We start from the raw sequence: 23,122 nt of genomic DNA on the forward strand, positions 1-23,122 counted from the left end.
GCCGGGGTCCAGCTTGCTTGCTTAACCGGGGTCCCGGCTCTGCGGAGCGGCATGAAGAATGCCGCACCGCGTCCGGGACACGAGATTGGCGCCATTTACCCGTCGTCCAGCTTGTTGAGATCGCGCACCGACTGCATGATCGGCTCGAAGTTCGAGCGCGCATCAAGTGCGTCGAACAGTTGCGCGGTGTCGGACAGCAGCGCGTGCGAGCGCTGGATCGCGATCCGGACGTCGTCCTGTGGCGTATCGGACAGCCGGCCGTGGCCGGACAGCAGAATTTTGGAGTTCAAACCCTTCAGCCGCTGCAACGATTGGATGTAGTCGCTGATGCTGCCCGATCCGAACACGCCGCCCATCACGCCGCCGGGCATCAAGGTGTCGGCGGCAAAAAGCAGCCCCTGATCCTGATCGAACAGGCTGATGCAGGCCGAGGTGTGGCCGGGCGTGTACATTACATTGAGGCGAAAATTGCCGAGGTCGAGCAGGTTGCCTTCTTCCAGCCAGATATCGACATTGATCGGCACATCCGGCTCGTTGAACATCTTGCGCAGCATCGAGAAATCGTCGCGCAGCATGATCTTGTTGGCGGCGAGGCGATGCGCCGCGATGATGCTGCGGCCGCCGAAATGATACGCGGCGCCGATATGGTCGAGATGTTCGTGGCTGAGAATCACCATGTCGACCTTGTCGGGCGCGCAATCGACATGCTTGAGGCATTCCAGCAAATGCGGAAAATTCGACGATAGTCCCACGTCGATCATGACGGTGCGCGATGAGCCCCGCACCAGATAGGCGTTGGCGGCGCGGTTCTTGAAGCGGATCTGGTAGACGTCGGGAGCCGCCTCGATCAGCGAACAGACGTCGTTGTTCAGAAGCGTGACAAACGGGCTCGGCTTGCGGTCGCTCATTGGCCGGCTGTTTTGAACTGGGCGGCGTTGGAGGCGCGTAACCGCTTGCTCAGCGCGTCCATGATCATCAGCGCGAAGGCCGGCTGCTGACTGACCAGGTAAACGAACCTCGCGTGGTTGATCTGCATCACCTTGGTTTTCGGCGCGGCGGCGATCGCGGTCGCGGATCTCGACGAGCCGTCGATCACGGCCATTTCGCCGAAGAATTCGCCCTTGCCGAGGGTGACGATGGTGGTCCTGGTCGCGCCGCTATCCTTGACGATATCGATCTTGCCGTCGAGCACGACATAGAGCTCGCGTCCGGTCGAGCCTTCCTCGAAAATGACATCGGCCACCTCATATTCGTTGATGCATTTTTCGATGGTCATGGGCCCGGCGCCTTCTGACTGGTCTCATTGCGGCCATGTTAGTCGGGAAATCCGGCAGGGCAATCAAATGCATGGTGGGGGACAGCCAATGCCGCAGGGCAGCAAAGCTGAATTCCAGGGCGCGCCGTCGCACGTCGGTTTCCTTGAATGCGGCGGAAACGAGCCGGATGACATCCTAAAATTTCCGTAATTTGGGCCGCAGTAACGAATTCGCAAGCAATAAAAGTTACCAAATGGTCAACCCTTTGCTGGAGATTTGGACGTGAGCGAACAACAGCCTGACCGGATCAGCGATAACCTCGGCGACGTCGTCGGCGCCGGCCAGACCACGCCGAATTCACCGGAGGCAACGCCCGCCCCGGCGGCCCAAGGACTGGCTCAAGACTCAGCCCAATATCTGGCGAAACCGTCCATCAGCGTCGAATCTCCGAAGATTGCGCCGGAGCAGAGCGAAGCCGACAAGGCAAAGGATGCGCCCAAAGTGGAGCCCGCAAAGCCCGAGGTTGCAAAGCCCGAAGCCGCAAATCCGGAAACTCCGCGGGTCGAAACAAAGACTGACGCACCGAAATCTCCCGGCCAGATCCTGATCATGCCCCGCGACCAGGCATGGAACGGCGACAACGGTGACTCCAAAACGCAGTCCGCCGGCGGCGGGATATTCGGCAAGCGCCGGGTCGCCGCGCTTGCAGCCGTGATCGCCCTCGCCGCGGTGGCCGGCGCCATCGGCGGCGCGCTGGCGACGGCGGGTTTTGGCCATGTCGCGGCCGACAGCTCCAAGGTCGCGAGCAGCCGCGCCCTCGAAGATACGATCGCGCGCATCGACACCGAGGTTACGGCGCTCAGGACCAGCCTCGAGCAGGCGTCGAAACACAGCGCCGCGCAGATCAGCAAAACCGGCGACCGCCTGGACAGAATAGAAAAAGCGCAGGCCGAGCCGGCCGCGAAACTCGCCAAGCTCAGCGAAGCCGTTGAGAAGCTTCGCACCGCCTCGGCCGCCGCGCCGGCGGCTGCGCCGGTCGCTGCCGCCGCGGCAGCCCCGGCCCCGGCCGCGCCGAAAGAGTCCACGGGATCGGTTCAGACCGCCAACGCGGCGCCTGCGCCGGTTCCGGTCCCCGCGCCGAAGCCGGAAGTAGCACGGCTACCGACGGTGGAAGGCTGGGTGTTGCGCGACGCCGGCAACGGCAGCGCGCTGATCGAAGGCCGCCAGGGCATCTTCGAGGTATACGCCGGCGATCCCATCCCGGGCCTCGGCCGGATCGACGCCATCCGCAAGCAGGATGGCCGCTGGGTGGTGGTGACCAGCCGCGGCCTGATCGTCGGGCGCTGAGCAGGGCCGTAGCCTAACCACGTCATTCCGGGGCGGTCGCAGAGCGACCGAGCCCGGAATCCGGATATTGAGTTCGGCGGCTCCACACCCTCCGGATGCCGGGTTCGCGCTAAAGAGGCGCCCCCCGGAATGACGGCGGGGGCCTTTTCAGCTAATTTCCCGGGGTTGCCCGTCATGGAAAAGGCCACGCGTGCCATTCATCGTTTCTCTGTTGATCCTGCTCTGCATTGTGACGCCGCGCATTGCACAAAGCGCGGCGCTGGAGCGCGGCGTTGCGATCACCGATCCGTATGTTTTGCGCGAATTCGACCGCGGAAGCTTCGGCGTGGGCCGCATGGTCGGGCCTGCGGAGCCGATCGATGCGCCGATGAACAACGATGCCTTGTTCGCGCTGCCGTCGATGGCTCCGGTTCGCAAGGCACTCGACACCGAGTTCGCTCGCTACGTCACGAAGCACAAAACCGGTTCGGCGAGCGAGACGGTTGGTGTCGGGCCGTCCTTCGGCCTTCAACTGTTCGATCTCGCGTTGCTGTATTCCCGGGATACGCGCTTTGTGCTGGCCGGCGTCGTCAACCGGATGGACCGCGCTTACGTATCTCCGGAAAGCTGCGGTGAGGTCAGACTGATCTATCGTCTCACGCGCAGCGCAGCCGTCGAACCCGGCGAAGGCGCGGCCCCGCCGCGGCTGCCGATGACCCTCAATATCGTGCTGAAGGCGAGAAGTGGCGATGCTTCCGCAATCGCCTGTTCCGCGATCGCGCGACGATGGCTGGCAGCCGGCGAGACGCAATTGAGCGGCACGGAATTGGCAAACTGGTTGATGTCGAACGATGGCCCGCTGCAGTTGATCCGGCCCGAAAACATCGACCGCCTCGAAACCAATCTGCAGATCGCGCACGCGCCGAAATCGGCGAGCGGCGATTTCCGCACCGATTATCTGCTGAAACTATACCGCCTGGACGCGCGGGCCGGCGTGTTCGAGGAAGCAGCACTGGAGAACCAGATCGATCGCGACAACATTTTTGCCGACGCCGGCCTGAAGCGGGAATTCAGGGCGTGGTTGCTTGACCCGAAAAACCTCGCCGAGCTGGATCGCGGCACCATCCTGGTGCCGCAGAAGTTTCTGGCGACCTCCGCCATTGCCGCGACGCCGGTCGGATTTGCACCGTCGAACCGCCAACCGGCATTTGGCTTCGTACAGGCCGACGGCTACGGCAACGAGGTCTTCGGGGAGAGCGAGGTCGTCGCGGCATTGAAGAAAGCGGCGACAGGCGGCGTCGCATTCGAAAACATCCGCTCGGTCGCCGGCCTTGAGCGACGGCTCAACGACATGACCTGCGCGGGCTGTCACCAGATCCGCGGCATCGGCGGCTTTCATTTCCCCGGCGTCGACTGGATGACGGAAAAGCCGTCCAATTCGAGCGTGGTGCCGGCGTCGCCGCATTTCTTCGGCGATCAGATTCGCCGCCGCGATATTCTCGCCGCGATAGGCGACGGCAGGGCGCCGGACTATTCCCGCGGATTTTCCGATCGCCCCCAGCCGCGCGGCAGCTCCGAACTCGCGGGCAGCGGATATGACGACGGCTGGGGCGCGCATTGCTACCAGCAGAAGCCCAAATCCGCCGACAACGACAAGAGTTTTCGCTCCTGGACCTGCGCCGCGGGGCTTGCCTGTCAGCCCATCGGCACCGCCTCGCGCATGGGAATGTGTTTTGTGAAAAGCCGCTGAAGAAGCGCGTCCGGGAGGGAACATGGACGAGGTCATCATCGTCGGAGCCGGCATTGGCGGGCTGACCGTCGGACTCGCGCTGAATGCGGCCGGAATTCCCTGCCGGGTTTTTGAATCCGCCGCCGAAATCAGGCCGATCGGCGTCGGCATCAATTTGCTGCCGCATGCGACCACGGAACTCGCCGCGCTCGGGTTGGAAGCGGCGCTCGCCAAGGTCGCGGTCGCAACCAGCGACGCGACCTTTTTCAACCGTTTTGGTCAATTGATCTATCAGGAGCCGCTCGGCCGCGCGGCAGGCTACGATCATGCGCAGTTCTCGATCCACCGCGGCGACCTTCAGATGATCCTGCTCGACGCCTTTCGTGCGCGCGCCGGAAACGATCGCTTGCTTACCAATCATCATTGCGTTGGCGTGGAACAGAACGGCGCCGGCGCGAGCGTCAGCTTTTCCGACGGCCCGAACGGCGCCAGCCGCAGCACGATGCGCGGCCGGGTCGCGATCGCCTGCGACGGCATCCATTCGGCGATCCGCAGGCAGTTTTATCCGGACGAAGGCGAGCCGCGCTATTCCGGCGTCAACATGTGGCGCGGCGTGACGCGGTGGAAACCGATGCTGTCCGGCGCCAGCATGGTGCGAGCGGGATGGCTGTCGCATGGCAAGATGGTGATCTATCCGATCCGCGCCGCCGGCGCCGACGGACTGCAGCTCGTCAACTGGGTGGCCGAAATCGAAACCCCGGTGCATCGCAAGCGCGACTGGACCCGCCCGGGCTCGATCGACGATTTCATCGGCGCGTTCGCAGACTGGCACTTCGACTGGCTGGATGTGCCGGCCTTCATCCGCGCCGCGGACGGCGTGCTGGAATTTCCGATGGTCGATCAGGATCCGCTGCCGCGCTGGAGCTTTGGGCGGGTGACTTTGCTCGGCGACGCCGCGCACCCGATGGTACCGCGCGGCTCCAACGGCGCCGGGCAGGCCATCCTCGATGCGCGGGCGCTGACGACGGCGCTGCTTGAAAACGATGACCCGGTCGCCGCGCTGGCGGCCTACGAGAAGCAGCGGCTCGATGCCACCACCCGCATCGTGCTGACCAACCGCACCAATCCTCCGGACGCGATCCTGCGCGAGGTATTTCAGCGCACCGGCGATCAGCCGTTCGGCGTCATCGAAGACGTGATCAGTCGCGATGAACTCGTTGCGCTATCCGAGGGCTACAAGCGGATCGCTGGATTTTCCAAGGATGCATTGCGGACCTAATCGCTCTGGAAGCACGCGGCGATTCGGCGTATGAATCCGGTGCAACGAAGCGCCGGGCAGCGGGAGATCGCGTGAGCAACTCCGAAAGCGAAAACAAGCAGCGCGATCGTCAGATCGCGCACAACGAGGCCAGGCGGGAGGCGGTCAGTTCCGTTCGCGTCAGCTCATGGGCGTTGAGCGTGTCGGTGGTGATCGGCATCATCCTGTTCGCGATCGCCTGGGCCTGGCTGCATCGCTGAAGGCTCAAGCCACGGTGCCCGCCGCCCGCAATTGCTTGATCGACGCCTCGTCGTATCCTGCGGCGCGAAGCACCTCATCGCTGTGCTCGCCGATCCCGGGCGGATGACGCGGCTGCTTCTTTTTGGCGCCATCGACCCAGATCGGGCTGTTGATCGTCAGCATGCCGTCACCCTCGAACGGCACCAGCACGTCGTTCTCCAGCATCTGCCGGTCGTCCGGAATATCGTCCAATATCCCGACCACGCCGAACACCAGTCCGTTGCCGTCGAGAATTCGCCGCCATTCGGCTAGATCCTTGGTCGCAAATATCTCGTCGAAAATCTTGATCAATTCCACCGACCTCGCATGGCGGCCGGCTTTGCTGGCGAAACGCGGATCGGTGACGAATTCCTCGCGGCCGATGCAGCGCGCCAGCGCCGGCCATTGCCGTTCCTCGTTGAGCAGCGACAGGATGATCCAGCGGCCGTCGCGGCATTTGTAATGATTGGTCACGGCGTTCAGCGCGCGCTCGCGCGGATGTCGCTGCTGAAACGTGGCGCCGCATAATTTCGCCTGGGCCAGAACGCTGCTGGCCCAGACGCCGTTGGCCATCAGGTTGGAGCTGACGTGAGAGCCCGTGCCGGTGCGCTCGCGCCTGTACAGCGCGGTGACGATGGCCCCATACAGCGCCATCGCGCAGGGATGGTCGCCCATGCCGGCGACGGAGCGCGCCGGCGTGGTGTCGAGGTCGGCGCGCACCAGGTCCATCAGGCCTGAGCGGGCCCAATAGGCATTGCTGTCGAAGCCGGGCTTGTTGGCTTCCTCGCCTTTCTCGCCGTAGCCGGTGAACGAGGCATAGATCAGCCGGTCGTTAAGGGGTTTTAGCTCTTCATAGGTGATGCCCAGCCGCCCGCGCACCGCAGGCGGAAAATTGGTGATGAAGACGTCGGCTTGCGCGGCGAGACGGCGCAGCACCGCTTGTCCCTCCGGCTTTCCGAGGTCGAGCGCGAGGCTCTTCTTGTTGCGGGATTCCAGCAGCCACGCGTAGTTGTGCGGACTGACCGGATAGCCCGGCAGGTTCGGCAAATTGCGATAGGGGTCGCCCGCTCCCGGCGGCTCGATCTTGATCACGTCGGCGCCGAAGTCCGACAGCACCGTGGCGGCCGCGGGGGCTGCGATGAAGCTTGCGCAGTCCAGAACCTTGAGGCCTTCGAAGATGCCGTTGTCCATGGTCGCTCCCGTGATTGTTGCCGGTTTTCCGTTTCGCCATTTGATCGATGTTATCCGGCGATGCAACGGGGGAAGTGGGATGGCGCGCCACACATTTTCCGTCATCCTGAGGAGCCGCGCATCTTGCGCGGCATCTCGAAGGATGGGACGCATGTACCGGCGCTTGTGGCCATCCTTCGAGGCTCGCCGCCAAGGGCGGCGAGCACCTCAGGATGACGGTTAGTCGGTGTCCGCCATCAGCGCGGCATTGCCGCCGGCGGCGGCGGTGTTGACGGTTATGGTCTGCTCGGTTGCGAATCGCGCAAGGTATTGCGGCCCGCCGGCCTTGGGACCGGTGCCGGACAGCCCGTGCCCGCCGAATGGCTGCACGCCGACGACGGCGCCGATCATGTTGCGGTTGACGTAGATATTGCCGATCTGCAGGCGTTCGATCACCGCCTCCACGGTATCGTCGATGCGCGAATGAATGCCGAGCGTCAGCCCGTAGCCGCTGCGTTCGACCGACTGCAGCACGCGCTCGAGATGATCGGCGCGATACCGCACCACATGCAGGATCGGGCCGAATATCTCTTCGCTCAGGTCTTCAGCGCGAGACAATTCGAAAATATGCGGTGCGACATAATTACCGTCGGGAGCCGCGCCCCCGAGATGCACGCGGGCCGCTTTCTTCATACGCGCGATATGTGCCTCCAGCCGCTGCTTCGCCTCGAGGTCGATCACTGGCCCGATATGCGTGGCGGGGTCGCTGACATCGCCGACCTTCAGTTCCCGTGCGGCGCCGGCGATGACCTCGATCATGCGGCCCGCGACGTCGTCCTGCACGAACAGCAGGCGCAACGCCGAGCAGCGCTGCCCGGCCGAGCGGAACGCCGATGTCACCACGTCATCGGCGACCTGTTCCGGCAGCGCGGTGGCATCGACGATCATGGCATTGATGCCACCGGTCTCCGCGATCAGCGGCACGATCGGACCGTCCTTGGCGGCGAGTGTGCGATTGATCGACCGCGCCACCTCGGTCGAGCCGGTGAAGACCACGCCGGCGATATCGCGATGCGCGACCAATGCGGCGCCGATATTGCCGTCGCCGGGCACCAGGTGCAGCGCCGATGCCGGTATGCCGGCCTCTTGCAGCAGGCGAACCGCTTCCGCCGCGATCAAGGGCGTTTGCTCCGCAGGTTTTGCGACCACGGTATTGCCGGCCATCAACGCCGCGGTGACTTGCCCGAGGAAGATCGCGAGCGGAAAGTTCCACGGCGAAATCGCGACCATGACGCCGCGGCCGCGTAGCCGCAGCAGGTTGCTCTCGCCGGTCGGCCCCGGCATGACCTGTCCATCGCCGAACAGCTTGCGGCCTTCGGCGGCGTAGTAGCGGCAGAAATCTATCGCCTCGCGAACTTCAGACACGGAATCGTCCAGCGTCCGGCCGCCCTCGCGTTGCAGGAGCGCGATGAAATGCGCGGTGCGCTGCTCCAGCAGATCCGCGGCACGCTCCAGCATTTGCGCGCGCGTTTGCGCCGCCATACGGCTCCAGCTTTTGAATCCTGCCCCGGCAGCAATGACGGCCTTGCTTGCCGTCTCTGGGGTAGCATCGATGGTGTCGCTGACATGCGGCTTGCTTGCCGCAACGGCCGCGACCAAAGCATCCAGCGCCGCGCGGTCGCCAAATTCGATGCCGCGTGAATTGGCGCGGTCCGGCTGGTAGAGATCGCGCGGCAGGCGAATGTTGGGATGCCGCGCATTGTCAGCAGAACCGATGAGTTCGGCGGGGCGCCGCAGCAGCGTTTCGACCGGCACCGAATCGTCGGCCGCAACCGCCACGAAGGATGAATTGGCGCCGTTCTCCAGCAGGCGCCGCACCAGATAGGCCAGCAGGTCGCGGTGGCTGCCGACCGGCGCGTAGGTCCGCCACGCCAGTTCCGGATGGTCCGCTCCCAGCTGCGTATAGAGCGCGTCGCCCATGCCGTGCAGGCGCTGAAACTCGAAGCCGCCCTCGCTCCCTTCGAGTTCAAGAATGGTCGCGACAGTGAGCGCGTTATGGGTGGCGAATTGCGGAAAGATGCGCGCCCTTGAGTTCAGCAGTTTTCGCGCGCAAGCGATGTAGTTCAAATCGGTCATCGCCTTGCGGGTGAATACCGGATAGCCGTCGAGGCCGCGCTCCTGCGCGCGCTTGATCTCGGTGTCCCAATACGCGCCCTTCACAAGGCGCAGCATCATTCGCCGGTTCAGGCCACGCGCGAGGTCATCGGCGTAGTCGATCACGGCTTCGGCGCGTTTCTGGTAGGCCTGGATTGCGAGGCCAAAGCCGTCCCAGCCCGCGAGCGACGCGTCGCCGAAAGCCGCCGCGATCACGTCAAGCGAGAGTTCAAGCCGGTCGGCTTCCTCGGCGTCGACGGTGAAATTCAGATCATAGGCTTTCGCCTGACGCGCAAGCTCGATCAGCCGTGGAAGCAGTTCTGCCATCACCCGCCCATGACTCACCGCCTCGAAGCGCGGATGCAGCGCCGACAGTTTGACCGAAATGCCGGGCCGGTCGGGCAGGGGTTTTTCGCCCCCGGCGCGGCCGATGGCGTCGATCGCGCTGGCGTAGGATTGGAAATAGCGTTCGGCGTCCGCGGCGCTGCGCGCGGCTTCGCCGAGCATGTCGAATGAATAACGGGGAATGCGCGCCGAATGCGGCCGGGCCCGTTCAAGCGCGGCTTCGATGGTCTCTCCAAGCACGAAGTGGCTGCCCATCAGACGCATCGCCTGCCGGGTGGCGGCACGCACGGCAGGGACGCCGAGGCGTTTTGCCAGGCGACCGATGGTGCCGTGCGGCGTTTCGCCGGGCTGAATGACGCGCGCCGACATCCCGAGCGCCCACGCCGATGCGTTGACCAGGAAGGCGCTGGATTTCGTCTCGTGGTGCACGAAGTCGCCCTGGCCGAGCTTGTCCTCGATGAACGCATCGGCGGTCTGCGTATCGGGCACGCGCAGCAGCGCCTCGGCCAGCACCATTAGCGCCAGGCCTTCCTTGGTGGAGAGCGCGAACTCACGCAGCATGTCCTCGATGCCGCCGAGCCGGTCGTCATGGTCGCGAATGGCCCCGATCAGCCGGGTTGCGGTCCGGTCGATCCGCGCCTCCTGTTCCGGCGCAAACCGCGTCGTTGCGAGCAGGCGTGACGCGATTGCGCCATCATCGGGCGCGTAGGGGGCCGTAAACTGCGGTATTTTCGCATCAGGTGTCATGGCATGACTCAGGTTCCGCTGTTCTAGCACGGAGCCATCTTGGCACGGCGAAACCCGCGGGATAATTTTCAAGGACCTTAAGGAGTCGCGCCGGATCATGCGATCGGTAACGGAACCGCGCCGAATTCGCCTGCACCTTGCGGGCCTGGCCGCGCTTGCGCTGGCGGTTGCTCAGCCGGCCGGGGCGATTGAACTCAGTCCGCCGGTGGCGGCGCTGTACAGCACGGTCTCGATTTATCCGCCATCCGCAACCTCCATGACGGTTTGCTATGGCTTTGTGTGCCGGCGCCGCGAAATTCTCGATTTCACGCTGGCCGACCGCAAGGCGTTGATGCAGATCCTTGGCGCCGGAAAGGCGTCGGCCGCGGCCGAGCGGGCGGCGGTGCAAAAGGCGGTAGTATGGTTCGACCGCCGCATGGGACCGGTAATCGGTACCAACAAGCGCATCGCCAAAGCGGACTTCCGCTATTTCGACGACAAGCACAATTACGATTGCTGGGATACCACGCGCAACACCACCAGCCTGCTGCTGGTGCTGCAGGAATGGGGCCTGTTCAAGTATCACACGGTAGGCGACCCGCACTATCGGGGCAACGCGCTGGTGCTGCAGACACCGCACAACACCGCCGTGCTGGTCGAGCGCGCAACCCGCATCGAGTGGGTCGTCGATATGTGGACGCGCGGCTATCTGGAATTGCCCGACGTGATGCCGGTCGAGAAATGGGTCAAGGAAGACTGAGCACCCACGCACAATTGCGGGCAAGAGCGCAGCCGCCCTTGCCGCGCTCGATCTCTCTTGAGATGATGTTTCGGAAGACTAAACCCCCGGATCGCATCCGAGGGCGCGCTTTCAGGATTGCGCTGTCGGCGTCAAACCTTAAGGTGTTCGGCCGAGGTCTTGCCGCGGTTGGCGACTTCCTCGTATTCCACCGTCTGTCCTTCATTAAGCGTCGAAAGACCGGCCTTCTCGACCGCCGAAATATGAACGAACACGTCCTTGCCGCCATTGCTCGGTTGGATAAAACCAAAACCCTTGGTCGGGTTAAACCACTTCACAGTACCTTTAGCCATCACGTAGTCTCCGCAGGATTGAAAACAATCACGATCGGTCGGTCCCTGGAAACCGGCTTATCCGACGGCCGCACGATACGCGGGTTGAGCCCAGCTTGATAGCTTAAAACAACGCCTCCAGAAAATCCCGGAAAACGCTGTGGTTTGCGGTCGGATGGCGGGTTTTGCCTGTTTCGCGGTCATTTGCGCGGCAGAACGCCCGCAAAGCGCCTCCGGTTACAATTTTACTGAAATGTCCCCGCAGCGGCGCGCCGTGATAAAAACAACAACCCCGGCCGCGCGAGCAACCGGGGCTTTTTGAATTGAGAACCGAAGTTCCCATCAATAGCAGACGTTGACGGTGCGCAGGCGATAGCCGTACGGGGTCCGAACGCGGCGGGCCACATAGCAACCGTTGTCGGCATAGCCGCCGACATAAGCGAGGCCGAAGCGGGGCCCGAAGTGGTGATGATGATGATAGCCGCCACCCCAACCGCCGCCCCATCCACCGCCCCATGGCTTTGCGGAAGCCGCCGTGGGAGCAGCGCCATCACGCCGAGGGAGGCTGCGGCAACAAGTGCAAGGGTGATTTTGCGTAACATGGTCGTTCTCCTAAATGCGCGCTTGGCGCGGGTTGATGTTCAGTTTCAGTCGTACCCATCGACCGTGTCCGGGAGTACAGTTCGAAAAATTCCGGGAAGAATTTTCTGAACAGACGTTCAGGTGTGCGCTCCATCACCTATCCCCGAGTCGTCCCCGCGACGGCGGACCCATAACCCCTGGCATAAGAGTGACGCGATGGGTTGCCCCGTCGACCGTTGTGCTAAAGCAGAGAGGACACGGCGTATGGGTCCCCGCCTTCGCGGGGACGACGTTGGTTACGCCGCGACGGCGGCGTCTACGCTTTCGACTAGCGCCGACAGGCTCTTCGCACTCGCCACCGCGCGGACGATCATCGGTTCGGCGCGTCCGCGGATATCGACGTCATGCGGAGGCAATCCGTCGGCCGGCAATCCGGCGGTTTTGCGAACCTCTTCTGAGAAGACAACTTCACAGGCAAGACCCTTTGTCATGTCCTGCAGCCTTGCTGCGACATTGACCGCGTCGCCGAGTGCGGTGAACACCATGTGGTCGCGATAGCCGATGTCGCCGATAATGACTTCGCCGCCGTGAACGCCGATGCCGAAGCGGATCGGCTCGCGCAGGTCATGGCTTAGAAATTGATTCAGCTCGTCGACATTGGCGGCGATCATCGCCGCGGCCCTGAGCGCCTGGCGGCATGCGGTTTGCGGAGTTGTACCGAGCCCGAACAGCGCCAGCTGCCCGTCGCCGACAAACTGGTTGGGCTGGCCGCCGCAATCGATCACCGCTTTCGATACCGCGCCGAGGAAGCGGTTGACGATGAAGACGGTGTCGAACGGCAAGCGCTTTTCCGCGAGTTTCGTAGAGCCGCGCATGTCGACGAACATGCTTACGAGATAGCGCTCCTCACCAATACGGGCGGGACTTGAGGTCCGTAAGGTGGCTGCCGTGACCTGCGGCAAAAAAATCTGGAAGAAGGAGAGGTCGGCCTCGGGCCGCAGCTGGCAGGCGAGACGGATGGCCGGATCGGCGCTGGCGCCGACGCGGTTGAGCACGAACGCTTCGCGCTTGGACGGCTCCGGGAGCGTGTCGCAGTCTCCGATCACGCGGATGCGGCAGGTCGAGCAGCGGGCCCGGCCGCCGCAGACGCTGGCATGCGGCACGTTGTTGCGCAGGCTGGCTTCGAGCACGCTGAGGCCTTTGGGCACGCGAACAGTCCGGCCATTGCCGTATGACAATGTGATCATGCCGTGGCGGCGCTCGTTCAATGCGCGCACGCCTCGCCCGATCAGGGCAAGCCCGATCAGGCCGAGGTACCCGACCAGGAAATAATCGGTGATCTGATCCAGCACGCCTTGTTCGGCCGGCGTGCCGACTTTTTGTCGCGAGAGGTTTTCGGCTTTCCATTGGACATTGCCGCTTTCCGCAACGACCGTCCGGCCACCTTGATAGAGGCCGAGCATTGCCAGCGTCGGGATCAGTACCGCCGCGGCGAGCAGATAAGGCGCGGCGTTCTTGAAGAACGCCTTCATCCGCAGCCAGAAATAAAGTCCAATGCAGCCGTGAACCCAGGCGACGATCAGGACGATGAACATCAGCCACATCTTGTAGGGCCACACGATCCAATAGGCATAGAGCACCTGTGGATAGAGCTTTTCGTGCCCGAACAGCGCCTGGCCGAGCCGCACGCCGGCCAGATGGGTGATGATCAATGCAGGAATGCTTAAGCCCAGCACGAGCTGCAGCGGCTCGATGGCCTTCCAGCGGAATTGCCGCCGCTCGTAAAGCGCCCAGATGCCGAGCCCGGTGTGGGTCAGCGAGGCGGCATAGAAAACGATGGCAACGGGAAGGAATTGCCAGAACAGGGTGTGGAAATAGACGCCGGTGGCCAGGGCGTTCATTGAGACGTTGCCGAGCGCGTGGTTGACGAAATGGCTGACCAGATAGGCGAACAGCACCAGCCCGCACGCCAGACGGATCTGGCGGATGCTGATCCCGCGGATGAATTTGCCAAGCTGGGCCTGGGCGGATTCTGCCATGTGGTCCCGTCGAATATATCGCCCGATGTTAGGGTTTATTCCTTTAAGTGGCCACACCTCACTCGTTGACACCCCCACCGGAGTTGGCGAGAAAGCGCCGTGCCGAAAGCCCCGCCAGAACAAGCCAGCCCGAAGCAGCGCCGCCAGCTGTTGGCCCTTTGCGCGCTGATCGCGTTGTTCACCGCGATGCGGGTGGTCTACGCCGGCGTGGTCGAGCTGCGCACCGACGAGGCCTATTACTGGACCTGGTCGAAGGAAGGCGTGCTGTCCTTCCTCGATCATCCGCCGATGATCGCCTGGTTGATCCGCTTCGGCACCGCGATTTTTGGCGATACCAATTTCGGGGTGCGATTCGCAGGTGTGCTGGCCATGCTGGTCACGCAGCTGCTGCTCGCAGATATCGTGCGGCGTGTGACCCGCGACGTCCGCGCGGTGATCCTCGCGGTGCTGATACCGGAAGTCGCGGTTTATTACGGTTTGCTGATGGCCAAGGTCGCGCCCGATGTGGCGCTGATTCCATTTGCGGTGGCGATGGTGTGGGCGCTGGTGCGGCTGGTCGAGAGCAATGATGCGCGCTGGTGGCTTGCCGCCGGCGCGTTCGCAGGCCTCGCGCTGCTGTCAAAATTCACCGCCGTGATGCTGATGCCCGCCGTTCTGGCGTTCATGCTGATTCCGGACTGGCGGCGGCGCTGGCTGAGGAGTCCGTATCCGTGGCTCGCGGCGCTGATTGCCGTTGTAATTTTCTCGCCGGTGCTGATCTGGAATGCGCAGCACGACTGGGCTTCGTTCCGATTCCAGTCCGTGCGTGCGGTTGCAACCCACGAACTGTCGCTGCGCACGGTCGGCGATTTCCTCGGCCTGCAATTCTTTCTGGTCGGGCCGATCCTGCTGCCGGTGGTACTGTCCGGGGTCGCGCTGACCGCATGGCGCGGAGTTCGCCGGCGCGATGCCATCTCGATTCTGCTCTCCACCTGCGTGATCGTCCCCTTCGGCTATTTCCTCTGGAAATCGCTGACCTTGCGGATCGGCGACACCTGGCCGATGTTCCTGTGGCCGATCGGATTTGCCGCGGCCGCCATCAACATCGCGATGCTGCGGCGCGAAGGCTGGCCGGCATGGATGATCAGATCCACCATCGCATGGGCCAACGTGGCGGTCGCGTCGGGAATCGTGCTGGTGGTGGGGAGCTTTCTCTATTCCGTCGCCATCCCGTGGAATTTCTTCGGCAAGGCGGACCCGATCGGAGGCGAGGCGGGCTACGGGCAGGTCGCAAGCCGCGCGCAGTCCGAAATGCAGCAGATCGGCGCGAACTGGATCGCGGCCACGGACTATCGCACCTATGCGATGCTGCGCTGGTATCTGAAAGATCGCGTACCGGTGGTGCAGATCAACGAGCGTGGCCGCTTCACGGGCTTCCGCGATCCCGGCATGAATTCGATCAGAGGCCGTACCGGCCTCTATGTCGCGCGCGAGCCGGATCAGACCAATCCGGTGTGGGCCGCGACGACGGCGGTTCGCACGCCGTTGGTTCAGGTCGAACGAAGCTGGCGCGGAGTCGTAATGGATACCTACGCGCTGGAGAAGCTGACCGGCTGGACTCCCGATCTCACGCCGCCGCGGGACTCCCCGCTATATCGCTGGCGGGTGCTGGCGCAGAACAAGAGACCCGGCGAGCAGCGGCTCGCCTTCGCACTTCCATAAAAACAAGAACCCTCGAAAGGAGCGGCACGAAATGGTCTATCGGAGTTTGGTGACGGCGCTGTGGTTGTGCGCCACGGCGCTGACGGCATCGGGGGCCGACTACCCAAATCACACGATAAGAATGATCGTGCCGTTCGCCGCCGGCGGCGGCACCGACGTGCTGGCGCGCATCATCGCGCAACATCTCAACAGCAAATGGGGCCAGCCCGTCGTGGTGGAAAACCAGCCGGGCGCGTCAGGCGGGATCGGCACCCGCGCGGTGATGAAGGCCCCGCCCGATGGATATACGTTGCTGATGGCCTCGACCGGCGCGCTGATGGCGGTGTCGTCAGGCGCTGATGGCCCGTTCGAGGTCAGCAAGGTGCTCGCGCCAATCGCGATCGGCGCGCCGCCGCCGTATCTGCTGGTCGTCAACCCAAAGCTGCCGGTCAGCTCGACCGCCGATCTGATTCGCCTCGCCAGGGAAAGACCGGGGGGATTGACGTTCGGTTCCTCCGGCGTCGGCGCGGCGTCGCATCTTTCCGCCGTGCTGTTCGGGAGTGATGCCGGCATCAAGTTATTGCACATTCCCTACAAGGGCACCGGCCCGGCGATGACCGATCTGCTCGGGGCGCGCATCGACCTGATGTTCGCGCCGGGGCCGGTCGTGCAGCAATTCGTGCAATCGGGCCAGCTCAAGGCGTTTGGCGTGACCGACACCAGGCGTTCGAAATTTTATCCGGATGTTCCGACGCTCGCCGAGGGCGGGGTGCCGGGCTATGAGTCCGTCGGCTGGTTCGGACTGCTGGCGCCGGCGGGTACGCCGCCGGAGATCGTCAAACAGATCAATGCGGCCATTGTCGCCGCGATGGACGGCCAGGAATTCCGCGACCATCTGGCGACGCTGGGCGCCGAGCCCAAGCCGCAGACGCCGGAGGAATTCGGCCGCTATATCAATGCCGATGTTGCCAAATGGAGCAAGCTTGTGAAAGACAACGACGTCCAATTGCCGGGAGCAAAGTGATGCGCCTGGCAACTTTTGCCGACGAGTTTTTGGGGCCGCGTTTCGGGATCGTGCGCGGCGAGCAGATCATCGATGTCGTCGCCGCTGCGAATGCGTTGCACCAGCCAATTCCCTCGACCAGCGTCAAAGTCGCGCTCACCAGCGGACTCCACACCCTCGCGGCTCTTGAGGTGCTTGCAAGTTCAGCGGAAGCCAAGGGACTGCATCGCCCCGTCGCGGGAACGAGATTCCTGCCGCCGATTCCCGATCCGTCAAAATTCTTCTGCGTCGGCAAGAACAACAGGAAGCACCGTGAAGAACTCAAAGCCAACAAGATGCTGACCGAGGTTCCGGGCGAGCCGACCGGCTTTATCAAACTGGTCGACACCATGTCGGGCGACGACGACGAGGTGGTCAGGCCCGATGGCATCGCCACGCTCGATTACGAGCCTGAGCTTTGCTACGTCGTCGGCAAGCGCGCGCACGGGGTGAAGAAAGCCGATGCGATGGACTACATCGCAGGCTTCACGCTCACCAACGATGTCAGCGCGCGGGAAATCCAGCAGCGCGAGGTCGCCTCCGGCAGCCGGTTCTGGACCGCCAAGAACATGCCCGGCTTCGCACCGGTCGGCCCGTACATCCTTACCATGGACGAGGTTGCCGATACCGAAAATCTGTGGGTCACTTGCCACGTCAACGGGCAGCCGCGGCTGCGCTCGAACACCGGCGACTATCTGTACAAAATCGCCGACGTGCTGGAGCATTTTTCCCGCTACGTGGTGTTCGAGCCCGGCGACCTGATCGCGATGGGTGCGCCGAGCGGCGTCGCGGTGGGGCAGCCGAACGCGGCCGAGCTTTATCTCAAGCCGGGCGACGACATGGTGATTGCGTTCGAAGGGTTGATGTCGCTGCGCACGCGGATCGTCGCGCCGCGTTAGATCTGTTCGCTTTCGGACGTAGACCCTTGGGCGGGAAAAAGTGGAACCTTGGGGCACCCATGCGATTATAGCTACTCAGGGACATTGAGGAGAGTTCAATGAACGGTCTGATTTATCTCGTCGGTCTGGTCGTCGTTATTTTGGCTGTCTTATCGTTTTTCGGCCTGAGATAGGGGCCGATCATGATCGCGGAAACCGACGTTTCCGGCCCGCTTGAGACGGAGCCGAGATATTTGCAATGGACGCCCGTGATCGCGGGAGCCCTGGCCGCTACGGCACTGTCCCTTATCCTCGTCACTTTCGCTGCAGCCGTCGGATTGGGCGTAAGCTCAACGTCGCCGACTTGGCGGGACGCATCGTGGGCGCTGTGGCTGTTGTCGGGACTTTTCCTCATCCTTCAGGCGGTCGTGAGCTTCGCACTTGGCGGTTATATTGCCGGCCGGCTTTATCGTCCGCGGGTCGCTACGCCCTCCGACCAGGTCGAAACCCGCGACGGACTTCATGGCCTGACGGTTTGGGCGGTGGCGGTGGTACTCGGCGCAACAGTGGCGGCTTTCGCTGCTGCGGCAGCGGTCAATCGTCCTTCGCCGGCAACAGCAGCCAGTGCCAGCGCTGCCGAACCGGTTTTGAGCTATGAACTCGACCGCCTGTTCCGATCGCCGCGACGGCCTCCAAATGTCGATTTGCGATCCGAACGGGCCGAGGCCGGCCGAATCCTGTTGACGTCCTCCGGACATGACGGTGTCAGCGCGGACGACAGGACCTATCTGGTTCAGCTGGTGGCCTCGGCCACCGGTCTGGCCGCCGCAGACGCCGAACGTCGCGTCGACAATGGCATCGCCAACGCGAGGACTGCGCTCAATCGCTCGCGGCGCAGCACGATTATCCTGGCGTTCTCCTTGGCGACGGCATTGCTGCTTGGAGCAGTGGCGGCATGGGCGGCTGCCTGCGCCGGAGGCCGGCACCGGGACGGAGCTCCGCTGCCGGAGTGGATGGCGCATTCCGATCGCTTGGCGCGCAGACGGATTGTGATTCAGTGACCCGTCATTCCGAGGCGCGCGCAAAGCGCGCGAACCCGGAATCTCGCGCAGCAACTTCTGGACTCCGGGTTCGCCGCCATCGGCCGCGCTTTGCGCGGACTCGGTAGGCGTCGCCCGGAATGACGGTGCCCGCTACGACTCATCGCGCTTGCGAAGCAAGTCCTTGGCGAGATCGCCAAGCACCGGCCGGGGCAGCGCGGTGAACGGCAGCGGGCGGGTTACGTCGATCGCGGCAAGGCCCAGCCGCGCCGTCAGCAGGCCGTTCAACACGCCTTCGCCGAGCCGCTGCGACAGTTTTGCGGCGATGCCATGGCCGAGCACCTGCTGAACGAGTCCGTCGCTCGCGGCCATACCGCCGGTGATGGCAAGATGCGCGATGACATGGCGCATCAGCTTGATCAGCCCCAGCGTTCCCGGCCGTCCGCCGTAGAGCCGGGCCAGCTGCCGCACCAGGCGCAGCGACGCCGCGAACACGAACAGTACGTCGATCAGCGCGCGCGGGCTTACCGCAGTGACGATGGAGACGCGTTGCGCGGCTATTGAGACGAGGCGGCGCGCTTCCTGATCTAGCGGCGTCATCAGTTCGCGTTCCGCAAGCCGGATCAAGTCGGCGCCGTCGATGATGTCGTCGACGTGCCTTGCCAGTGCCGTGCGCGCCCGCGCCAGCTGCGGATTGCCATGCGCGATCCTCAGCAGGTCCTGCACGATTGTGCGGCTCTCCGCGCGATCGTCGCTGAGCAGTGCCTCGGCGGCGCGGCGATGCAGTTTCTCGATTGCGGCGAGACGCGCTAGGCTTAACGCCTCGCGCGCGACGATGATGACGAGCGCCAGCGTGGCCAGCAATGCGAACCCAAGTCCGAGAAAGCCAAAGCCTTCGTTGCGCGCAAACAGATCTTCGACCAGATTGACGACGCCGAGCCCGGTGCCGAGCAGGACCAGCCCGCCGAGCGCGGTCCAGAACAGTGTGCCCCAGCGAAAGCCGCGCCGCTGCGGGACGACCGGTTCCTCGATCGGCACCGGCAGCAACGCCGGGTCGGCCTCCGGCGTGATATGGACCGTGCCGCGCGACGGGCGGGCGGGGTCGCCATCCGGATCCATGACGATCACATGGGGATCGTCGAGCTTGAAGGTCGCGGGACGGCGATTTCGCTCACTCATTGCAGTTTGTCTCCGATCAGGAACTGGAGCGCGCGGTCGAGGCGGATGTGAGGCAGCGCAGGGTCACCCGCGTCATCGCTGTCAAGCAGCGGCGGGCGAAAACGAAGAAAGCGAAAATCGGCCTTTTCCGCCGTTGCGGTTGTCAGGCCGCGAAACGCACCGTCGCCCTGAAAGAGTGCGTCGAGATCGGCCGGCAGGTCGCCCGGAAAGGTCGCGACCTCGGTCTCGCCGTCGAAGGTCTCGCCGGTCGCGATTTCACCTTTCACGGGCCTGCCCAGGATCGACGGCAACTTGTCGCGGCCGCGCTGCACCAGGGCCTCGCGGGTGGCGCGTACCGCGGCCAGCGCGACCACGTCGACCGCGGCGCCCGCCGCCTCGGCGCGGGTCGAGGCGCGGTTCAGCATTCGCTTCAAGATCGCCTCGATCCGGTCATGGCTGGAATGGTGCAGATGATCGGCCTTGGTGGCGGCAAACAGGATGCGGTCGATCCGCGGTCGGAACAGGCTGCTGAACATCGTGCTGCGGCCGATCCGGAAACAATCGAGAATGCCCGCCAGCGCCGCCTGCAGATCGTGCAGCGCTTCCGGTCCGGCGTTGAATGCCGCGAGCGCATCGACCAGCACGATCTGGCGGTCGAGCCGCGAAAAGTGGTCGCGGAAAAACGGCCGCACCACCACGTCCTTGTAGGCCTCGTAACGCCGCCGCATCATCGCCCATAGCGAACCATCCGGCGCCAGTCCATCGACCGGCACCTCGAGCGGCGCAAAGGTCAGCGCCGGCGAGCCTGCAAGATTGCCCGGCATCAGGAAGCGGCCGGGTGGCAGCAGGCTCATGGCGAAGCGCTCGTCGCGGCAGGCGCGCAAGTATTCGGTGAACAGTTTTGCTGTTGCCAAGGTGACCTGCTCGTTCTCGTGCGCTTGCGCGTCGAGCGTCGCAAGATGCGAATGCCATTCCGCCGCCAGCCGCGCACGGGGATCAAGTCGCGACAAGGCGAGACTTTCCGACGACCATTGTTCGTAACTCTTGGTGAGCAGCGGCAGATCGAGCAGCCATTCGCCGGGATAATCGATGATATCTAGCGTGAGCGTGCGATCCGCGCCATTTTGCCGTTGGTAGTCGATCACCAGCCGCAGTTCGCTGATGTCCGTAGTCGAGTTCGGCCAGAGCCGCTGCTCGATCAAGGTACGCAGGTGATCTTCATAAGCGAACCGCGGCACCGCATCGTCGGGCTGCGGCTCCAGCCGGGCGCGCGCGATCCGCCCCGTCGCCAGCGGCTCGAAGATCGGAAAGCGCCCGCCGCGCGAAAGCCCATGAACCAGCGCGGTAATGAATACGGTTTTGCCCGCGCGTGACAATCCGGTGACCCCGAGCCGCACCGTCGGATTGAACAGGTTGTCGCCGTAGTCCAGCAGCGCCCGCGCGGACAGCCGCGCTTCCTCGACGATTTCGGAAAAACCAAGTGCCATGCTGGGATGAACGGCTCGACAATGATGGAGGGCGACCGGGAGGGCGCTTTTTGGAAAGTGGCGATTGTCGGGCGGAAATCAAGTTTCACATTTAAGGCGGCTTCTCAGGGTCAGGTTTCGTTGACGTGCCATGGGGTATGATTTATCGCTTGGCAAGCAAGCGCCGTTCGCCGGACCTGATCCATGACTGTCTTCAAACTGAAGCAATTTGCCTCGAGTTCCGCAAACGCGGCGATGGGCGCTGCGCGCTGGAATTACGACCGCGCCGAGCTGATCGCCGATGGCGTCGTGCACGGCATTGGCGTGTTCTGCGGCCTGGTCGCGGCCACGGTGCTGATCGTTCTCACCGCCGTCTATGCGACGCCGTTTGAAGTGGCGGTTGTCTCGATCTACGTCGCCGGACTGCTGACCATGCTGGTGCTGTCGGCGACCTACAATCTGTGGCCGGTTTCGCCAGCCAAATGGGTGCTGCGCCGCTTCGATCATTCGGCGATCTATGTGCTGATCGCGGCGACCTACACGCCGTTCATCATGCAGATGAAGGACAGTGTCTTCGCCGTCGCGCTGCTGATCGGGGTGTGGTGCGTGGCGATTGTCGGCATCGTGCTCAAGCTGTTCTTGCCCGGACGTTTCGACCGGTTGTCGGTGGGGCTTTATCTCGCGATGGGCTGGAGCATCTTCATGGTTTACGACACCGTGGTGGTGTCGCTGCCGCCCATGGCGCTGTGGTTCATCGCCGCCGGCGGCGTGCTCTACAGCTTTGGCGTGATCTTCCACGCCTGGCAGCGGCTGCGCTTTCAGAACGTGATCTGGCATTGCTTCGTGCTGCTCGGCGCGGCCTGCCATTACACCGCCGTGCTCGATCTCGTATTGACCTGACGATTTTAAAAAGCAGGACGTGACAATGCAGGTTGCCGGCAAGGTCGTCGTGGTCACCGGGGGCGCCAACGGCATCGGCCGGGCGCTGTGCGAAGCCTTATCTCGCGCAGGCGCCGCCAAGGTCGTCGTGGCCGACCTCGATCTGGCAAACGCCGAAGCCGTCGCCGCCTCGATCGACGGCGCGGCGTTCAAATGCGACGTCGGCCAGGAAAAGGACATCCGCCATCTCATCGAAGAAACCGAGCGGAAATTCGGTCCGATCGCGCTGTTCTGCTCCAATGCCGGCATCGGCGGCGGGTTCGATCCGCTGTCGGAGAATGCCGGCGGAAGCTCCGACGAGCCTTGGACGAAAAGCTGGGCCATCCATGTGATGGCGCATGTCTATGCGGCGCGGCATCTGGTGCCACGCATGAAGGCGCGCGGCGGCGGCTACTTCCTCAACACGATTTCCGCCGCGGGCCTGCTGTCGCAGGTCGGCAGTCCGGCCTATTCGACCACCAAGCATGCCGCGGTCGGTTTTGCGGAGAACCTGGCGATCTCGCACCGCGCGCATGGCATCAAGGTTTCGATCCTGTGCCCGCAGGGCGTCGACACCAACATGCTGCGGTCGATCCCGAAAGGTCCGCAATCCGGCGATGGCGATCTTTCGCCGGAACAGGTGGCGCAGGATGCGCTAAAGGGAATCGAGCAGGAGACCTTCGTGATCCTGCCGCATCCGCAAGTTCTCGATTACATGCGCAAGAAGACCGAGAATTATGACCGCTGGATCGGCGGTATGGCGAAGATCCAGGCCAGGATGCGCGAGAGTTACGGGAAATAGGGCGCCCTCATGGTGAGGAGGCGCTCTTGCGCCGTCTCGAACCAACATCTCATCCTTTGAGGCGCGGCCAAGAGGCCGCTCCTCAGAGTCTGATTCAAAATAAGTGACTCAAATCATTGGAGTTCGAGACACGGAAAGTCAGCCCACTTTCAGATGCGACTTGTTGAAACCCGTTGGAGCATCGCAATAACTGCAGATTTGCC

General features: G+C 63.5%; 20 protein-coding genes. 11 read left to right on the top strand and 9 right to left on the bottom strand.

Translation table 11 applies throughout. The features are described from left to right. Window positions 1–95 precede the first annotated feature (95 nt). Together VGP39_RS01245 and VGP39_RS01250 are read right to left on the bottom strand one after the other, a co-directional pair. The gene (locus VGP39_RS01245; protein ID WP_327566291.1) at window positions 96–908 is read right to left on the bottom strand and encodes an MBL fold metallo-hydrolase; all 813 of its coding nucleotides are present in this window, start codon (window positions 906–908) and stop codon (window positions 96–98) included. Then, window positions 905–1,276: a cyclic nucleotide-binding domain-containing protein gene (locus VGP39_RS01250; protein ID WP_327566292.1), complete on the bottom strand. Its 372-nt coding sequence runs from the start codon at window positions 1,274–1,276 to the stop codon at window positions 905–907. Before VGP39_RS01250 ends, VGP39_RS01245 begins: the two co-directional genes overlap by 4 nt. Window positions 1,277–1,538: 262 nt before the next feature. On the opposite strand from VGP39_RS01250, the gene VGP39_RS01255 reads away from it, so the two are divergent. The 4 genes from VGP39_RS01255 to VGP39_RS01270 all read left to right on the top strand — a co-directional run bounded on the left by VGP39_RS01255 (window position 1,539) and on the right by VGP39_RS01270 (window position 5,829). Continuing rightward, complete coding sequence (locus VGP39_RS01255; protein ID WP_327566293.1) at window positions 1,539–2,603, top strand: hypothetical protein; 1,065 nt, start codon at window positions 1,539–1,541, stop codon at window positions 2,601–2,603. 190 nt (window positions 2,604–2,793) lie between these two features. Further along, window positions 2,794–4,332: a hypothetical protein gene (locus VGP39_RS01260; protein WP_327566294.1), complete on the top strand. Its 1,539-nt coding sequence runs from the start codon at window positions 2,794–2,796 to the stop codon at window positions 4,330–4,332. A 22-nt stretch (window positions 4,333–4,354) separates the two neighbouring features. Further along, a complete protein-coding gene (locus tag VGP39_RS01265) occupies window positions 4,355–5,590 on the top strand; it encodes a flavin-dependent oxidoreductase (protein WP_327566295.1) in 1,236 nt (411 codons plus the stop codon). Window positions 5,591–5,661: 71 nt separating this feature from the next. Further along, complete coding sequence (locus tag VGP39_RS01270) at window positions 5,662–5,829, top strand: hypothetical protein (protein WP_327566296.1); 168 nt, start codon at window positions 5,662–5,664, stop codon at window positions 5,827–5,829. A 4-nt stretch (window positions 5,830–5,833) separates the two neighbouring features. Here the strand turns inward: VGP39_RS01270 and VGP39_RS01275 are convergent, their stop codons facing one another. Next, the gene (locus VGP39_RS01275) at window positions 5,834–7,039 is read right to left on the bottom strand and encodes a CoA transferase (protein WP_327566297.1); all 1,206 of its coding nucleotides are present in this window, start codon (window positions 7,037–7,039) and stop codon (window positions 5,834–5,836) included. A 219-nt stretch (window positions 7,040–7,258) separates the two neighbouring features. After that, a complete protein-coding gene (gene putA, locus VGP39_RS01280; RefSeq protein ID WP_327566298.1) occupies window positions 7,259–10,264 on the bottom strand; it encodes a bifunctional proline dehydrogenase/L-glutamate gamma-semialdehyde dehydrogenase PutA in 3,006 nt (1,001 codons plus the stop codon). A gap of 97 nt (window positions 10,265–10,361) precedes the next feature. Between putA and VGP39_RS01285 the strand changes: the two genes are divergently transcribed. Further along, window positions 10,362–11,003 (top strand): hypothetical protein, encoded by a 642-nt coding sequence (locus VGP39_RS01285; protein ID WP_327566299.1) that lies wholly within the window; start codon window positions 10,362–10,364, stop codon window positions 11,001–11,003. 131 nt (window positions 11,004–11,134) lie between these two features. On the opposite strand, the gene VGP39_RS01290 is transcribed toward VGP39_RS01285, so the two are convergent. The 3 genes from VGP39_RS01290 to VGP39_RS01300 form a co-directional block, all read right to left on the bottom strand. Then, the gene (locus VGP39_RS01290) at window positions 11,135–11,335 is read right to left on the bottom strand and encodes a cold-shock protein (protein ID WP_327566300.1); all 201 of its coding nucleotides are present in this window, start codon (window positions 11,333–11,335) and stop codon (window positions 11,135–11,137) included. Between the two features lie 224 nt (window positions 11,336–11,559). Next, window positions 11,560–11,916: a hypothetical protein gene (locus tag VGP39_RS01295; RefSeq protein WP_327566301.1), complete on the bottom strand. Its 357-nt coding sequence runs from the start codon at window positions 11,914–11,916 to the stop codon at window positions 11,560–11,562. A 276-nt stretch (window positions 11,917–12,192) separates the two neighbouring features. After that, the gene (locus VGP39_RS01300; protein ID WP_327566302.1) at window positions 12,193–13,935 is read right to left on the bottom strand and encodes an adenylate/guanylate cyclase domain-containing protein; all 1,743 of its coding nucleotides are present in this window, start codon (window positions 13,933–13,935) and stop codon (window positions 12,193–12,195) included. A gap of 99 nt (window positions 13,936–14,034) precedes the next feature. On the opposite strand from VGP39_RS01300, the gene VGP39_RS01305 reads away from it, so the two are divergent. From VGP39_RS01305 to VGP39_RS01320, 4 genes are all read left to right on the top strand, one after another. Next, the gene (locus VGP39_RS01305; protein ID WP_414644539.1) at window positions 14,035–15,636 is read left to right on the top strand and encodes a glycosyltransferase family 39 protein; all 1,602 of its coding nucleotides are present in this window, start codon (window positions 14,035–14,037) and stop codon (window positions 15,634–15,636) included. A 31-nt stretch (window positions 15,637–15,667) separates the two neighbouring features. After that, window positions 15,668–16,639, top strand: coding sequence for a tripartite tricarboxylate transporter substrate binding protein (locus VGP39_RS01310; protein ID WP_327566303.1), 972 nt, complete (start codon window positions 15,668–15,670; stop codon window positions 16,637–16,639). Next, window positions 16,639–17,556 (top strand): fumarylacetoacetate hydrolase family protein, encoded by a 918-nt coding sequence (locus VGP39_RS01315; RefSeq protein ID WP_327566304.1) that lies wholly within the window; start codon window positions 16,639–16,641, stop codon window positions 17,554–17,556. The genes VGP39_RS01310 and VGP39_RS01315 overlap by 1 nt, the downstream gene beginning before the upstream one ends. A gap of 182 nt (window positions 17,557–17,738) precedes the next feature. After that, a complete protein-coding gene (locus VGP39_RS01320) occupies window positions 17,739–18,596 on the top strand; it encodes a hypothetical protein (RefSeq protein WP_327566305.1) in 858 nt (285 codons plus the stop codon). 132 nt (window positions 18,597–18,728) lie between these two features. Here VGP39_RS01320 and VGP39_RS01325 read toward each other — a convergent pair whose 3' ends face one another. Together VGP39_RS01325 and VGP39_RS01330 are read right to left on the bottom strand one after the other, a co-directional pair. After that, complete coding sequence (locus VGP39_RS01325) at window positions 18,729–19,754, bottom strand: TIGR01620 family protein (RefSeq protein ID WP_327566306.1); 1,026 nt, start codon at window positions 19,752–19,754, stop codon at window positions 18,729–18,731. After that, window positions 19,751–21,220: a YcjX family protein gene (locus tag VGP39_RS01330; protein WP_327566307.1), complete on the bottom strand. Its 1,470-nt coding sequence runs from the start codon at window positions 21,218–21,220 to the stop codon at window positions 19,751–19,753. The genes VGP39_RS01325 and VGP39_RS01330 overlap by 4 nt, the downstream gene beginning before the upstream one ends. 183 nt (window positions 21,221–21,403) lie before the next feature. On the opposite strand from VGP39_RS01330, the gene trhA reads away from it, so the two are divergent. Together trhA and VGP39_RS01340 are read left to right on the top strand one after the other, a co-directional pair. Further along, the gene (trhA, locus tag VGP39_RS01335) at window positions 21,404–22,099 is read left to right on the top strand and encodes a PAQR family membrane homeostasis protein TrhA (RefSeq protein ID WP_327566308.1); all 696 of its coding nucleotides are present in this window, start codon (window positions 21,404–21,406) and stop codon (window positions 22,097–22,099) included. Window positions 22,100–22,124: 25 nt separating this feature from the next. Continuing rightward, window positions 22,125–22,919, top strand: coding sequence for an SDR family oxidoreductase (locus VGP39_RS01340; protein WP_327566309.1), 795 nt, complete (start codon window positions 22,125–22,127; stop codon window positions 22,917–22,919). The last annotated feature ends 203 nt before the right edge of the window (window positions 22,920–23,122 follow it).

This window comes from Bradyrhizobium sp. (assembly GCF_036009065.1).
Taxonomy (GTDB): Bacteria; Pseudomonadota; Alphaproteobacteria; order Rhizobiales; family Xanthobacteraceae; genus Bradyrhizobium.

What these genes read in the sequence shown, in the direction of transcription:
- VGP39_RS01330 (WP_327566307.1), bottom strand. Translation starts at nt 21,220, where the DNA reads ATGGCACTTGGTTTTTCCGAAATCGTCGAGGAAGCGCGGCTGTCCGCG.
- VGP39_RS01290 (WP_327566300.1), bottom strand. Translation starts at nt 11,335, where the DNA reads ATGGCTAAAGGTACTGTGAAGTGGTTTAACCCGACCAAGGGTTTTGGT.
- VGP39_RS01340 (WP_327566309.1), top strand. Translation starts at nt 22,125, where the DNA reads ATGCAGGTTGCCGGCAAGGTCGTCGTGGTCACCGGGGGCGCCAACGGC.
- VGP39_RS01285 (WP_327566299.1), top strand. Translation starts at nt 10,362, where the DNA reads ATGCGATCGGTAACGGAACCGCGCCGAATTCGCCTGCACCTTGCGGGC.
- VGP39_RS01315 (WP_327566304.1), top strand. Translation starts at nt 16,639, where the DNA reads ATGCGCCTGGCAACTTTTGCCGACGAGTTTTTGGGGCCGCGTTTCGGG.
- VGP39_RS01250 (WP_327566292.1), bottom strand. Translation starts at nt 1,276, where the DNA reads ATGACCATCGAAAAATGCATCAACGAATATGAGGTGGCCGATGTCATT.
- VGP39_RS01300 (WP_327566302.1), bottom strand. Translation starts at nt 13,935, where the DNA reads ATGGCAGAATCCGCCCAGGCCCAGCTTGGCAAATTCATCCGCGGGATC.
- VGP39_RS01265 (WP_327566295.1), top strand. Translation starts at nt 4,355, where the DNA reads ATGGACGAGGTCATCATCGTCGGAGCCGGCATTGGCGGGCTGACCGTC.
- VGP39_RS01310 (WP_327566303.1), top strand. Translation starts at nt 15,668, where the DNA reads ATGGTCTATCGGAGTTTGGTGACGGCGCTGTGGTTGTGCGCCACGGCG.
- VGP39_RS01295 (WP_327566301.1), bottom strand. Translation starts at nt 11,916, where the DNA reads ATGTTACGCAAAATCACCCTTGCACTTGTTGCCGCAGCCTCCCTCGGC.
- VGP39_RS01245 (WP_327566291.1), bottom strand. Translation starts at nt 908, where the DNA reads ATGAGCGACCGCAAGCCGAGCCCGTTTGTCACGCTTCTGAACAACGAC.
- VGP39_RS01275 (WP_327566297.1), bottom strand. Translation starts at nt 7,039, where the DNA reads ATGGACAACGGCATCTTCGAAGGCCTCAAGGTTCTGGACTGCGCAAGC.
- putA (WP_327566298.1), bottom strand. Translation starts at nt 10,264, where the DNA reads ATGACACCTGATGCGAAAATACCGCAGTTTACGGCCCCCTACGCGCCC.
- VGP39_RS01325 (WP_327566306.1), bottom strand. Translation starts at nt 19,754, where the DNA reads ATGAGTGAGCGAAATCGCCGTCCCGCGACCTTCAAGCTCGACGATCCC.
- VGP39_RS01320 (WP_327566305.1), top strand. Translation starts at nt 17,739, where the DNA reads ATGATCGCGGAAACCGACGTTTCCGGCCCGCTTGAGACGGAGCCGAGA.
- trhA (WP_327566308.1), top strand. Translation starts at nt 21,404, where the DNA reads ATGACTGTCTTCAAACTGAAGCAATTTGCCTCGAGTTCCGCAAACGCG.